The organism is Corallococcus sp. AB045 (assembly GCF_003668895.1).
Taxonomy (GTDB): domain Bacteria; phylum Myxococcota; class Myxococcia; order Myxococcales; family Myxococcaceae; genus Corallococcus; species Corallococcus coralloides.
In genome coordinates this window covers 1-12,265 of sequence record NZ_RAWN01000246.1, presented here as the reverse complement: position 1 = coordinate 12,265, position 12,265 = coordinate 1, and the positions used below count along the sequence as shown (strand labels likewise).

General features: G+C 70.8%; 14 protein-coding genes. 7 read left to right on the top strand and 7 right to left on the bottom strand.

Translation table 11 applies throughout. The features are described 5' to 3' along the window. From D7Y21_RS36400 to D7Y21_RS36380, 5 genes are all read left to right on the top strand, one after another. Positions 1-1,242, top strand: a 1,242-nt coding sequence (locus tag D7Y21_RS36400; RefSeq protein WP_121718136.1) for a zinc-regulated TonB-dependent outer membrane receptor, incomplete at its 5' end; no start/stop codon positions are given. 22 nt (positions 1,243-1,264) lie between these two features. Beyond that, a complete protein-coding gene (locus D7Y21_RS36395; protein WP_120566059.1) occupies positions 1,265-2,188 on the top strand; it encodes a metal ABC transporter solute-binding protein, Zn/Mn family in 924 nt (307 codons plus the stop codon). A gap of 4 nt (positions 2,189-2,192) precedes the next feature. Next, the gene (locus D7Y21_RS36390; protein WP_121718135.1) at positions 2,193-3,053 is read left to right on the top strand and encodes a hypothetical protein; all 861 of its coding nucleotides are present in this window, start codon (positions 2,193-2,195) and stop codon (positions 3,051-3,053) included. 13 nt (positions 3,054-3,066) lie between these two features. Then, a complete protein-coding gene (locus tag D7Y21_RS36385) occupies positions 3,067-3,861 on the top strand; it encodes a metal ABC transporter ATP-binding protein (RefSeq protein WP_120566058.1) in 795 nt (264 codons plus the stop codon). Continuing rightward, on the top strand, positions 3,842-4,714 hold the full coding sequence (locus D7Y21_RS36380) for a metal ABC transporter permease (RefSeq protein WP_121718134.1): 873 nt from the start codon (positions 3,842-3,844) through the stop codon (positions 4,712-4,714). The genes D7Y21_RS36385 and D7Y21_RS36380 overlap by 20 nt, the downstream gene beginning before the upstream one ends. A 25-nt stretch (positions 4,715-4,739) precedes the next feature. On the opposite strand, the gene D7Y21_RS36375 is transcribed toward D7Y21_RS36380, so the two are convergent. The 6 genes from D7Y21_RS36375 to D7Y21_RS36350 form a co-directional block, all read right to left on the bottom strand. Next, positions 4,740-5,288, bottom strand: a complete 549-nt coding sequence (locus D7Y21_RS36375) for an isochorismatase family protein (protein WP_120565933.1) — start codon at positions 5,286-5,288, stop codon at positions 4,740-4,742. A 73-nt stretch (positions 5,289-5,361) separates the two neighbouring features. After that, complete coding sequence (locus D7Y21_RS36370) at positions 5,362-7,104, bottom strand: hypothetical protein (protein ID WP_121718133.1); 1,743 nt, start codon at positions 7,102-7,104, stop codon at positions 5,362-5,364. Between the two features lie 10 nt (positions 7,105-7,114). Next, entirely contained in the window at positions 7,115-7,726 is a 612-nt protein-coding gene (locus D7Y21_RS36365) for a hypothetical protein (RefSeq protein ID WP_121718132.1), read from the bottom strand. An 18-nt stretch (positions 7,727-7,744) separates the two neighbouring features. Continuing rightward, positions 7,745-8,128 (bottom strand): hypothetical protein, encoded by a 384-nt coding sequence (locus D7Y21_RS36360; protein WP_121718131.1) that lies wholly within the window; start codon positions 8,126-8,128, stop codon positions 7,745-7,747. A 30-nt stretch (positions 8,129-8,158) separates the two neighbouring features. After that, positions 8,159-8,650, bottom strand: coding sequence for a hypothetical protein (locus D7Y21_RS36355; protein ID WP_121718130.1), 492 nt, complete (start codon positions 8,648-8,650; stop codon positions 8,159-8,161). A gap of 282 nt (positions 8,651-8,932) precedes the next feature. Further along, a complete protein-coding gene (locus tag D7Y21_RS36350) occupies positions 8,933-9,373 on the bottom strand; it encodes a hypothetical protein (protein WP_370039779.1) in 441 nt (146 codons plus the stop codon). A 180-nt stretch (positions 9,374-9,553) separates the two neighbouring features. Between D7Y21_RS36350 and D7Y21_RS36345 the strand changes: the two genes are divergently transcribed. Beyond that, a complete protein-coding gene (locus tag D7Y21_RS36345; RefSeq protein ID WP_370039782.1) occupies positions 9,554-11,011 on the top strand; it encodes a hypothetical protein in 1,458 nt (485 codons plus the stop codon). 74 nt (positions 11,012-11,085) lie between these two features. Then, a complete protein-coding gene (locus D7Y21_RS36340) occupies positions 11,086-11,802 on the top strand; it encodes a Bax inhibitor-1/YccA family protein (RefSeq protein WP_120565927.1) in 717 nt (238 codons plus the stop codon). A 60-nt stretch (positions 11,803-11,862) separates the two neighbouring features. Here D7Y21_RS36340 and D7Y21_RS36335 read toward each other — a convergent pair whose 3' ends face one another. Continuing rightward, positions 11,863-12,198 (bottom strand): ferredoxin, encoded by a 336-nt coding sequence (locus D7Y21_RS36335; RefSeq protein ID WP_120530529.1) that lies wholly within the window; start codon positions 12,196-12,198, stop codon positions 11,863-11,865. Positions 12,199-12,265: the final 67 nt, after the last annotated feature.

Below are 12,265 nucleotides of genomic sequence, written 5' to 3'. Positions count from 1 at the left end.
CCTTCCGAGTCCCCTGCCCCCTCCGAGGACACACCCGCGCTGAGCCCGGAGGAGATGGAGGAGATCGAGAAGGCGCTGGGCACGGACACGAGCACACGCGCGCGTCCGTCCGGCGACACGTCTCCGGTGTCACCCACCGCGACGAACGACTCCGGCGTGACGCCGCTCAAGCTGCCCAACGCCATCTCCGGCGGCACCAACTTCCTCAACCTGAGCTTCATCCTGGACATGGCCCTGGCGGCCTTCTCCAACAAGGAGCCCCTGCAGGGCGGCGCGCACGACCCGACGAAGAACGGCTTCAACCTCCAGCAACTGGAGCTGTCCATCGGCTCCGTGGTGGACCCGTACTTCCGCTTCGACAGCAACATCGTCTTCAGCCAGTTCGGCGTGGAGATTGAAGAGGCGTACGTCACCACGTTGGACCTGCCCGCCAACCTCCAGGTGCGCGCGGGCCAGTTCCTCACCCGCTTCGGCCGGATCAACGCCACGCACCCGCACGCGTGGGACTTCGTGGATCAACCCTTCGTCATGAGCCGCTTCTTCGGCGCGGAGGGCAACCGCGGCCTGGGCGTGGAGGGCTCGTGGCTCACGCCGCTGCCCTGGTACGTGGAGGTGATTGGCAGCGCCACCGACGCCACGGGCGAGGCCACCGCGCGCAGCTTCTTCGGAGCCTCCGCCGAGCGCGTGCTGTCACCGCTGGACTTCCAGCTCACGGGCGCGGTGAAGCAGTTCTTCCCGGTGTCGGACGACCTGTCGCTGTTGTGGGGCCTGTCCGCCGCCACGGGTCCCAACCCCACGGGCTACCGCAACTACACCAGCATCTACGGCACGGACGTGTACCTGAAGTTCCGGCCCATCACGTCGCAGAGCTCGCAGCAGCTGGTGCTCCAGGCGGAGGTGCTCTACCGCCGCAGGCAGGTGCCGGAGGACGTGCTGTCCGACTGGGGCGGCTACGCGCAGACGGTGTGGCGCTTCTCCAACCGCTGGGCCACGGGCGTGCGCTACGAGTTCGGCACGGCCGCGAAGACGCTGGAGGGCCGCGTGGCGAATGATCCGCTCGACCCCGAATGGATTTCCGACCGCCAGCGCATCACCGCGGCGGTGACGTTCTGGCCCACGGAGTTCTCCCGCCTGCGCCTGCAGGCCGCCACGGACCTCGTGGGCTGGCGCGAGACGCCGGACTACTCGGCCTTCCTCGCCCTTGAAGTCGTGACCGGCGCCCACGGTGCCCATGCGTTCTGACACCTACTTCCGGAGCCCCTCCATGCGTTCCCTTCGCCTGTTCGCGGCCCTGTGCGCCGCCGTCGTCAGCCTCACCGCCGTTCCCGCTCGCGCGGACCTGAAGGTCGTCGCCACCCTCCCGGACCTGGCCGCGCTGGCCAAGGCCGTGGGCGGGGACAAGGTGGGCGTCACCGCGCTCGCGCTGCCCACGCAGGACCCGCACTTCGTGGACGCCAAGCCGAACCTGGCGCTCGCGCTCAACCGCGCGGACCTGCTCATCGCCGCGGGCCTGGACCTGGAAATTGGCTGGCTGCCCACGCTCCAACTGGGCGCGCGCAACAGCCGCATCCAGACGGGCAACGCGGGCTACCTGGACGCGTCGCGGTTCGTGAGCCTCCAGGAGGTCCCCGCCGGGCAGGTGGACCGCAGCCAGGGCGACGTGCACCCCGGCGGCAACCCGCACTACCTCTATGATCCGCGGCAGGCCCTCAAGGTGGCGGCCGCCATCGAAGCGCGCATGTCGCAGTTGGATGAGAAGAACGCCGCCACCTACAAGGCCAACCTCGCGAAGTTCACGCAGGAGCTGCAGGCGGCGCAGGCGGGCTGGGAGAAGCGGATCGCGGGCTTCAAGGGCGTGCCCGTCATCGCGTACCACCGCACGACGGCGTACCTGCAGGACTGGCTGGGCTTCAAGACCATCGCCTTCCTGGAGCCCAAGCCGGGCATCCCGCCGAACCCGTCCCACGTCGCGCAGGTGCTGGCGCAGGGCAAGGCCAACAAGGTGAAGCTGGTGCTCAAGGAGGACTACTACCCGGACAACATCGCGAAGCTCGTGGCGTCGAAGATTCCCGCCGCGCTCGTTGCGCTGCCCGGCGGCACCGACTTCCGTTCCAGCCAGACGTACGTGCAGCGCCTGGAGCTGATGGTGGGCCGGCTGGAGCAGGGCCTCGCCGGGAAGGGGGAATGACGCCATGAGGCGCTTTCCAACCCAGGCGTGGTTGATCCCCGTCGCGCTGCTGTCCGGGTGCGCGTTCGACGCGGGCGAGGGCTTCGCGGTGCTCGAGCCCTCCGTCGCTGTCGCGTACACGCCGGTGTCCGGGCGCAACGCGGGTGACGACTACCAGGCGCTCGCGTCCGACTTCCAGCTGCGCATGGACACCGGCACGGTGAGCCTGGGCAGCATCGACCTGATGGCCTCTTCTGGTGGAGGAGGTTCCACGACGTTCGACCCGTCCTCGCCGCCGCCGGGCTACTCGCTGTGCCACAACGGGCACTGCCACAGCGACTCCGGGGCGCTCGTGGACTACGAGGACATCCAGGCGGAGCTGGGCGGCGGTGGCAGCACCACCGTCACCGTGGCCAACCTGCCGGTGGACGCGGAGCTGGACCTGCTGGCGCCCGCGGCCCGCGACCTCACCTGCGAGCCCGCCTGCGAGCTGGGCAAGACGACGCTGTCCCGCGGGCGCTGGGCTGTTACGGGCCTGCGGATGACGGGCAGCGTGCGCGATGGCCGCGTCCCTGCGCGCTTCGCGGGGGCCCTGCCCTTCCGATTCACCGCGACGGTGACGGGCGCGGAGGCCACGCCGGTCGCGGTGCTCACCGGCGACCTGGACGTGCCATCCGACCGTGAGAATGACCCGCGCGTGGCGTTGGGCCTGAAGCTGGAGCTGACGCCGGCCCTCTTCGACGCGGTGGACTGGTCCGCCGTGCCGCCTGGCGCCGACGGCGTGGTGGACCTGGATGATCCCAAGAACGCGGCGGTGCGCGCCGCGCTCCTGGAGAAGGTGGGCGCGCTGAGCCCCACCGCGGAGGTGAACCGTGGCTCACGGTGATCACGAGACGGAGCTGGACCGGGGCCACCGCGCCGCGCCGCCGCCGGAGCCGGGCGAGCCGCTGCTGAAGTGCGAGCAGCTCGTCATCGGCTACGGGGGCAAGGACATCCTGCCGCCCATGGACCTGGTGGTGCGCCGCCACCAGTTCGTGGCGGTGGTGGGCCGCAACGGCTCTGGCAAGAGCACCTGGTTCAAGACGCTGCTGGGGCTGATTCCCCCGGTGTCCGGCCGCATCACCCTGGGCGCGCCGCACATCCGCAGCGCGTACGTGCCGCAGATGTCCGCCATCGACTCGCTCTTGCCCGTGCACACGCGCGAGCTGACCGGTTGGGGACGGCTGTCCGGGTGGAACTTCCTGCGGCCCTTCCCCAGCAAGACGGACCGGCAGAAGGTGGAGGCGGCGCTCGACACTGCGGGCGCGCGCGGCATCGCGAAGCGGCCCTTCCGCGACCTGTCCGGCGGCGAGAAGCAGCGCGCGCTGCTGGCGCGGGTCATCGCCACCGAGGCGGACGTGGTGCTGCTGGATGAACCCACCGCCGCGATGGACGCAGTGGCGGAGAAGCAGACGATGCTGCGGCTGTGCGCGCTCGCGCATGACCGCGGACTGGGCGTGGTGGTGGTGAGCCACGACCTGTCCGTCGCCGCCGAGCACGCCGACGTCATCCTCTTCGTGGACCGCGAGCACCGCTGCTTCGTCATGGGCGATGCGCGCACCGTGTTCTGCCACCCGGCCTTCCGCCGCCAGTACGGCGACGATTACTGCCACACCGCGCCCCAGGGACCCCACCGTGGAAACAACCCTGCTTGAGCCTTCGAAGTGGGAACAGTTCCAGGCGGGCTGGGAACTGTTCCGCGACCCCATCCTCTGCGCGCTCATCGCCGGGTGCGTGCTGGGCTTCCTCAGCGTCTACGTCGTGCTGCGGCGCATGGTGTTCGTCAGCGCGGCGGTGACGAACACCGCGGGCCTGGGCGTGGCGCTGGCCTTCTTCGCGGAGATCCACCTGGGCGTGCATGTGGATCCGCTGGTGGGCGCGGTGGTGCTGTCCGTCGCGGCCACGCTGATCCTGATGATTGAACCCGCGCGGCTGCGGCTGTCGCGGGAGAGCCTGCTGGGGTGCGCGTTCGCCTTCGCGGGCGGCGCGGCCATCCTGGTGGGTGACCGCATCGCGCAGGAGGCTCACGACATCCAGGGCATCCTCTTCGGCACCGCGGTGCTGGTGACGCCGGATCAACTCCAGGCGGTGGCGGTGTCCGGCGCGGTGCTGATGGTGCTGCACCTGTGGTGGTTCCGGGGCATCGCCTTCGTGAGCTTCGACCGCATTGGCGCCACCGTGCAGGGGCTGCCAGTGAAGCTGCTGGACACGGTGTTGATGGTGTCCATCGGCGTCATGGTGGGCGTGTGCGCGCGGGCCCTGGGCGCCCTGCCCGTCTTCGCGTTCTCCACGCTGTCGGCCATCGCCGCGCTGGTGCTGGACCTGCGGCTGCCGTGGACGTTCTTCACTGCGACCGTGCTGGGCGGCATCGCGGGCGCGGGCGGGTACCTGTTCGCGTACTTCTACGACTTCCCGGTGGGCGGTTCGCAGACCGTCCTGTCCGGGGTGCTGGTGCTGCTGATGATGCTCGTGCGCCTGGTGCGCGAGCCCTTCACGCGCCGGGCGTGAGCGGTGGGCCGCCGTCGTCCCTTCTTCAGCGGACGGCGGCGGACACCTTCTTGAACTCGGGCGTGCCCGCGCGGCCCAGCATGTCGAACAGGGCCGACTCCACGGTGAGGATGCGCGCGCCCGCGTCGCGGCACAGCTCCAGCCCCACGCGGCGGTCCTCCTCCGAGCGCGACAGCACCGCGTCCGCGAGCAGGCACGGCTCCCGGCCGCTGTCCGCCAGGTCGCGCGCCGTCTGGAAGACGCAGATGTGCGCCTCCATGCCGGTGATCAGCACCTGCTTGCGGTCCCCCAGCACGGAGAGCACGTCCGGCGTGGCGGCGGAGAAGTCCATCTTCTCCAGCGGCTTGAACTCACCCAGGCGCAGCTTGAGCAGCGAATGCGTGCGGCCCAGCCCCTGCGGGTACTGCTCCGTGACGATGACGGGCAGGCCCAGGGCGCGCGCGCCCTCCACGGCGGCGCCCGTGCGCGCGAGCATGCGGTCCAGGGCGTCGCGGTCCATCGCGGCGCACAGGCGCTCCTGGATGTCGACGACGAGCAGCGCGGCCTGCTCGGGCTTCAGGCGGAACGACGGCATGGGGCAGCTCCTTGGAGGATGACCCCTAGTGACGCGAAGGCCGCGCCTGCGTCAAGCGCGGCGGCGTGCGGGCTCAGGCTCCGTGAACGGTCCAGGGCGCTCCTCCACCCCGAGGGACGGGCGCGGTGTCCACCGAGGCCACGTCCGGCACCCGGCGGAGCGCGGTGCGGCCGCGGTGGCCTCGGGCCGCGAAGCCCCGTGCGCGTTGCAGGCCCGGCAGGTGCGGATCCGCGTCGCGCCACAGATCCAACACCACGGCGAAGTCGTGCGCTGCCTCGGTCATGCACTCGCAGGCGACGTGGGCCTCCGCGACCAGGAGCATGCAGTGGCCGCAGCCGGGCCGCTCCCCTGCCCGCTCCAGCGCCAGCTCCAGGGCCTTCTCCTCACGGCCGGAGCGCAGGCGGATGCGGGCCAGCGTCTCACGGGGTGGCCGGCAGAAGAGCGCGGGGCCCACGGGACGCAGACGGCGCTCCAGGCGCAGCGCCCGCGTGAGCGCGGCCTCCGCCCGGCCTGAGTCTCCCCGACGCCCATCCAGCGTGCCCCGCAGCTCCTGCGCGGCGACCTCCACCGTGCGCGCCACGTCACGAGCGCACAGGGCGCGGCCCTCTGAGCGCGGCGCTTCCGACAGGGTGAGCACCAGCGCATCCAGCGTGCCGCACGCGCGCGCCACGTCGCCCAGCCGTCCTGTCTCCAGGGCACAGACGCCTTTCGCGTACAGGCGCACGGCGTCGCGCAGTCCCGCCTCCGCGACGGTGGCGTCGTCTCCCAGCTCCATGGGGACCTCCGCCGCCGCGCGGCTGAAGCCGAAGCGCAGGTGCGCGGCGACGAGCGTGGTGGCGGCGAAGAGCACCGCCTGCGGCTGGCCTCCTGAAGCCTCCACGCGCTGCCGCAGCTTGCGCGCCCAGACCTGTGCGCCCCGGTACTGCCCCACTTCCACGCAGCCTTCGCTGAGCAGGCGCAGGGCGGTGTCCGCGCTCGGCGCCACGTCCAGGGGCAGCGACTCACGCGCGAGGTACGCGTCGTCCGCCGTCACCGCGGCCTCCAGGATGCGGTTCGCCTCCACCGCCTTGCCCATGCGCAGCAGCAGGCGTCCGGCGGCGAGCAGCGCGGGGCTTCCCGAGGGCACCAGCGACGGAAGCAGCTCCGCGCTCTCCAACGCCGTCTCCGGCCGGGCGCTGGGCAGCCACGCCTGCACCCAGGCCACGTGCACGCCCGCGTGGTGCGGGTGCGTGCGCAACAGGTCGCGCAGGATCAACTGCGCGTACGGCTGGCCCTGCCCGGGGCGCCCGTCGGATTCGTACCCGTCCAGCAGGAAGCCCGCGAGCAGCAGGCGCGGCTCGGGCTCCTGGGGGAAACGGTCGATGAGGCACTCCATCTCCCGCACGAAGGCATGTCTGCCATTGGCGGGCCCCTTGTCCGCGAGGAGGCTGGCCGCGACGACCAGCCGCTGCTCCATGTCGGTGGTGCCCTCCGCCAACGTCAGCGCCTTGCGGATGGCCTCCGCGCGGTCCGCGGTGAAGCGCTGTCCCGCGCCCCGGGCGAGCGCGAGCCCCCACCACGCCATGGCGAGGGTTGGGTCCTGCCGCGCGGCCTCCGCGAACGCGCGCCGGGCCTCCAGCGCCCAGCCCAGGTGAAGCAGGCGCAGTCCCTGATCGAAGTACGCCTGCGCCAGGGGAACCTGCGTCGTCACCTGGAGGTGTGCGTCTCCCAGTCCGTCCTGGAGCGGCGGCGTGGGAAGGGCTTCGTCCGGCAGGTCCTCCCACGCGACGTGGGAGTGGACCGACGGGGCATCGGCTCTGAACAGACGTGCCAGCATGGTGTCCTCCTCACGCTCCGGTCATCGGAGCGGCATGGTGTTGCACGACGGCGTCGGTCGCGCGCACGCGCACGGCCAGCCGCATCCAGGCGGTGGACAGCTCTTCGGCGGGAATGGGAGACGCCTTGCGCCGCGCCGCCAGGCACTCGCGCCGCCAGGCCAGGCCCACGTCGCGGGCCACCCACGCCTCGTACTCCGCGAGCCAGTCCGCCAGCCGCGCGAGCCCCGCCCGCGCCGCCCTGCGCTCCGGCCCGGTGGCCGCGTCGCGCCGGACTCCCACGTCCTCCACCCGGAAGGCCGAGCCGCGCGCTTCCTCCACCCACCGGGGCATGAAGCCATCGCGCGGCACGAAGATGGCGGCGCCGCACGACTCGCACAGCGCGCCGAAGCCCCACAGCGTGAGGCGCCCCCCGTCCAAGAGCCGCCCCTGGTACGCGCTCTGTCCCTCCACGCCCGGCGGACGCGCTTCACGCACCAGCCCGTGCCGGAGCAGCACGTTGCCGTCCGGGCAACGTACGTCCTGGCCCAGGCACCACATGGCCACGTCGAACAGACGGTCGCCGTCGCGGCGCACGTCGCAGGGAAGCAGGGAACCGGCACTGACAGAAGAGCTCTTGGACATGGGGCGCCTCTCCTTCCGCTACGAAGCGGCCTTCTTCACGGTGGGACCCACGCGCGCGGACACGTCGCCAAAGAGCGCCTTCGCGTCCACGGCCGTCACTCCCGCCTTGGTGAGCAACGCGTTGACGGCGCGCACCAGCTTGGAGCGCACACGCGGAGACAACGGCTTGTCCTCGCGCGCGGCGGTGAGCTGCTGCTCGCTCAGGCCCCGGCCGCTGCGCGGCTTGCCCAGGCCCAGCTCCGCGTACGGCTTCTGCTGCTGCTCCTTGTCACGGCGGCGCGTGGAGCGCTTGCGCTTGAGGACGCGGTCCTCCTCCGTGTGCGCTTCGAGCTGCTGGGAGCGACGCAGCAACACCGCGGGGGAGATCTTCTGACTGTCGAGGAACTGCTGGAAGGTACCCATGGGGAACTCCTGAGAGAGGGAAAGGGATGGCTAGTGGTCGTGGTCGTGCTCGCCCGACTCCTCGATGACGAGCGACACCGAGGACAGGGTCGAAGGCCCGAAGGTCAGCGTGTGCGTGCCCACGGTGAGCGGCACGACGTGGCGGCCCTTGATGTCCGTGCAGAGCGAGGAGCTGGTGGCGCTCTCCTCGATCTCCACGGCCGCGCCGCTGCTGTTGGTGACCGTCACCGGCACCGGCGCGCTCATGTAGAGGACGTAGTCGGTGGCCTCGGAGACGGCGAAGGACACCGCGCCGCCCTTGCCGCCAGCGACGTCCACCAGCGCGATGTCGTAGCGCTTGTGGTCGTTGCTCACGGCCGGGCCCGTGCCACTGACGGCGGCGGTGACGGCGGCAGCGGGGCCTTCCTGCAGGTGCTCGCAGCCCTCCTCGTCGACGTGGGCTTCCTCTCCATCGTCACCACCGCAACCGGCGGCGAGGAGGGCGGTGGACAGCAGCAGGGCGGACAGAAGCTTCTTCTTCATGATGGGAACTCCAGGGACACGGGGATGGACTGCGGGAACTCCAGCCGGACGGACCGCACGCGCACCGCGCCCCGGAAGGAGCGGCCGCGAAGGACCGGACGGGACTGGAAGGAGGAACCGCGGCACGAAGCGCGCGCCCGTGCGCGTGGCCGGAGGTTCCATGCGCGTGCGGCGGATCCGTTCAGCGAACGGGAACGCGCATGCCCACGACTCCGGTGCCCACGGCACACCCCTGCCCACGACGACACGAGGGACCAGGACGGCGGGCTTCGACGGCGGAGACTAGGCGCGCGGCGGCGACAACTTGGGCGCGAGCCTCAACAGCGCGACGGGTGCCGCGTGGAAGCGGAACACCGCCAGCGCCGGGCTGGAGCGCGTGGAGACCGCGGCCATGACGGGCACGGACTCGGCCGGAGGCAGTGCCTCGCGGCGGAAGAAGGCGTGGTGGCAGTGGGCCTCACCACCGTGGGGCGTGGCCTTCGACTCCGGCGCTCGGGCCACGCGCGCGTCGTCGAAGGAGAGCGCCTCCTCCAACGAGCCGTCGTGGGACGACGCCTCGCCCACGTGCATCACGTCCCCGTGCTCCAGGCACGTGGTGTGCTGCACGAGCGCGAAGTGGAGCACGCTGCCCACATACACCAGCACGCACACGAGCACCCACGGCAGCGCCATCAGGCGCGGCAGGGAGCGACTCGTGCTGGGGTGGCGTCGGAGGCGGCTCACGTCCACTCGGTCTCGAAAAGCAACTGAGTTGTTTTAAGCGACCTCCCTGCCCGGTGCAAGCCGGGATGCCCTAGCCCCGGGCCGGAGGGCGAGGTGGCGGACACCGGGAACCGCGACGGGGGTCGCGGGTTGTGGACCCACGAGCCCCTGGGGTCGTAGGTTCCGCGCGTGCACGAGCTCATGGATGTCCTGCGCAGGCAGGCACACTACTTCGGACCGGAGCTGGCGAAGACCGCCTACCAGCGCGGCCTCGCGGTGACGAAGCAGGATGGCAGCACCCAGCCCATCCCCATCACCGCCACGCCGGTCATCCTGGACGCCGAGGAGATCAAGCGCCGCTCGCTCCTGTCCGCGAAGCTGGCCTCCGCCACGATGAAGATGGCGCGCGCCGTCCTGGGCGGACCAGACGCGGAGCTGCTGCTGGGCGCGCTGTCGCCGCTGGAGCGCCGCATGGCGGAGGCCACCTGGGAGGTGAGCCGCAAGCTCGCCACCACGCGCGTGGACTACTTCGTGTCCGGTGGCCGGCCCTGGGCGCTGGAGGTGAACGCCACCATCCCGGCCATGCAGGGCTATTCGGACATCGCGGCACGCACCTTCATCGAAGTGGTCGCGCGGCACGTGCGCTATCCGGAGAAGGCGCTCGCGTCGCTGCTCACGCTCAACGGCAACAACGCGCTGGCGCTCTACCGCGCGCTGCTGGACGGCTACGCGGCCGAGCGCAACGGACAGATGCCGGACACGGTGGCGCTGCTCTGCCGCAAGAACGACGCGCAGATTACGGAGCTGCGCTGGCTGTGCGAGCGCTTCCGCGAGTTCGGCGCGGACGCGGACGTGGTGCATCCGGAGGACGTGTCCGGAGACGACACCTTCACGGTGAACGGCAAGAAGTACGACCTGGTCTACCGCCACCTCTTCGTGCGCCGGCTGGAGCAGAACCCCGCCCCCTGGGTGGAGGACTTCCTCTCCGTCGTCCCGGGCAAGAAGGCCGTGTTCTTGAACCCGCCCGCCTCGCAGGTGGAGGTGAAGATGACGTTCGCGCTCCTGTCGCAGGCGGTGACGGACGCGGCGCTCGCGGAACGCGCGGGCCTCACGCCGGAGGAGCTGGAGGCGGTGCGCGAGTCGGTGCCGTGGACGCGCCCCTTCCGCCACGGCCCTGGCGTGGATCCGGACGGCGCGAAGGTGGACGACATCGTGGCCCGCGTGGTCCAGGAGCCCGCGAGATTCGTGCTCAAGCGTTCGTGGGACTACGGCGGCAAGGCCGTCTTCCTCGGCCGCTCCGTGGGCACCGTGCCCTACGAGGAGCGCGTGAAGGGTGCCTACGGCGAATCCAAGACGTGGGAACAGCTGTGCGAGCGCGCAGCGACGGACACGCAGGGCGGCGGCTTCGTGGTGCAGGAGGTAGTGGACACACAGCCGGAGGAGCACCTGCTCTGCGGGACGAACCAGGTGCTGCCTACCTCATTCTTCGTGGATTACTCGGCGTACGCCTCTGTTGGGCTCGCGAAGCAGCCCGCGTGGGGCGGGGTGTGCCGTGGGTCCATGTCGGAGATCGTCAACATCGTGGGCGGCGGTGGCGTGCTGCCCCTCATCACGACGGAAGTTGCGTCAAAGCTTTTGCTGGCCTGGAAGGCCCTTTAAGGCGTCCTTCAAGGGTCCTCGTTAAAGAGAGGCCGGGACTGAAGCGGTCCCCGGCCCGAAAGGAAACGAAACACATGGCGTGGGAATCTTCAGGTGGCTGGCAGGGCGGGCAGGCAGGCGCGGTGGACGACGTCCTGGTGCAGGAGTCGCAGCGCGCGTTCATGTCGCGCGTGCACGGTTGGATGTTCGCGGGTCTGGCGCTCACCGGCGTGATGGCGATGGTGACGCTGGCCAATGAGGCGCTGCTCCGCGTGGCGGTGCAGAACCGGATGGCCCTGTTCCTGGTGCAGCTGGGCGTGGTGTTCGGCCTGTCCATCCTTGCGCCCCGGCTGTCCGGCCCGGTGGCCGCGGTCATGTTCGCGGGCTACGCGGCGCTCACCGGCGTGACGATGTCCGTCATCTTCCTCATCTACACGGCCAGCTCCATCGGCCAGGTGTTCTTCATCACCGCCGCGACCTACGGCGCGATGGCCGTCTACGGCACCGTCACGAAGAAGGACCTGAGCAGCTGGGGCACGTTCCTCTTCATGGGGCTCATCGGCATCGTCATCGCCAGCGTGGTGAACCTCTTCATCAAGAGCAGCGCCGTGTCGTTCGTGATGGCCTGCGCGGGCGTGCTCGTGTTCGCGGGCCTCACCGCCTACGACGTGCAGAAGCTGCGCGAGTTCCACGCGGGCACGGGCTTCAAGAGCGCGACCTCGGTGGCCATCGTGGGCGCGCTCACCCTCTACCTGGACTTCATCAACCTGTTCCTGTCGCTGCTGCGCCTGCTGGGCAACCGCCGCGACTAGCTCCAGGCGGTAGGATTCAACGCGGTTCCCCAGGGCGGGGCGCGAGGCGGGTCACCGCCTTCAGCGCTCCGCCTTCTTGTTGAAGGGCATCAGCAGCCGCTCCACCGGGCGCCCCTGCACCAGGTGCTCCTCCACGATGGTGGGCACGTCCTCCACCTTCACGCCGCCGTACCAGGTGCCCTCCGGGTAGACGACCACGGAGACGCCGAAGGCGCACGTGTCCACGCAGCCCGCCGCGTTGGCGCGCATGCTGCGCTTGAGCCCGCGCTTGTCGAGCTCCTCCTTGAAGGCGGCCCGCACCTCCTCGCCTCCCTTGGTGGCGCAGCACCCCTTGGGGTGGCCGTCCGGACGACGGTTGGTGCAGACGAAGACGTGGCGTTCGAAGGGAGGCGGCATGGTCCGCCTCCTAACGCGCCCGGGCGGCGAAATCGACGGCGCCGTTCAGCAGGCGACCGTCCGGGCC

Bases quoted from the DNA above. Each gene is read 5' to 3' on its own strand.
- D7Y21_RS36395 (WP_120566059.1), top strand. From the start codon at position 1,265: ATGCGTTCCCTTCGCCTGTTCGCGGCCCTGTGCGCCGCCGTCGTCAGC.
- D7Y21_RS36390 (WP_121718135.1), top strand. From the start codon at position 2,193: ATGAGGCGCTTTCCAACCCAGGCGTGGTTGATCCCCGTCGCGCTGCTG.
- D7Y21_RS36375 (WP_120565933.1), bottom strand. From the start codon at position 5,288: ATGCCGTCGTTCCGCCTGAAGCCCGAGCAGGCCGCGCTGCTCGTCGTC.
- D7Y21_RS36370 (WP_121718133.1), bottom strand. From the start codon at position 7,104: ATGCTGGCACGTCTGTTCAGAGCCGATGCCCCGTCGGTCCACTCCCAC.
- D7Y21_RS36365 (WP_121718132.1), bottom strand. From the start codon at position 7,726: ATGTCCAAGAGCTCTTCTGTCAGTGCCGGTTCCCTGCTTCCCTGCGAC.
- D7Y21_RS36360 (WP_121718131.1), bottom strand. From the start codon at position 8,128: ATGGGTACCTTCCAGCAGTTCCTCGACAGTCAGAAGATCTCCCCCGCG.
- D7Y21_RS36355 (WP_121718130.1), bottom strand. From the start codon at position 8,650: ATGAAGAAGAAGCTTCTGTCCGCCCTGCTGCTGTCCACCGCCCTCCTC.
- D7Y21_RS36345 (WP_370039782.1), top strand. From the start codon at position 9,554: ATGGATGTCCTGCGCAGGCAGGCACACTACTTCGGACCGGAGCTGGCG.
- D7Y21_RS36340 (WP_120565927.1), top strand. From the start codon at position 11,086: ATGGCGTGGGAATCTTCAGGTGGCTGGCAGGGCGGGCAGGCAGGCGCG.
- D7Y21_RS36335 (WP_120530529.1), bottom strand. From the start codon at position 12,198: ATGCCGCCTCCCTTCGAACGCCACGTCTTCGTCTGCACCAACCGTCGT.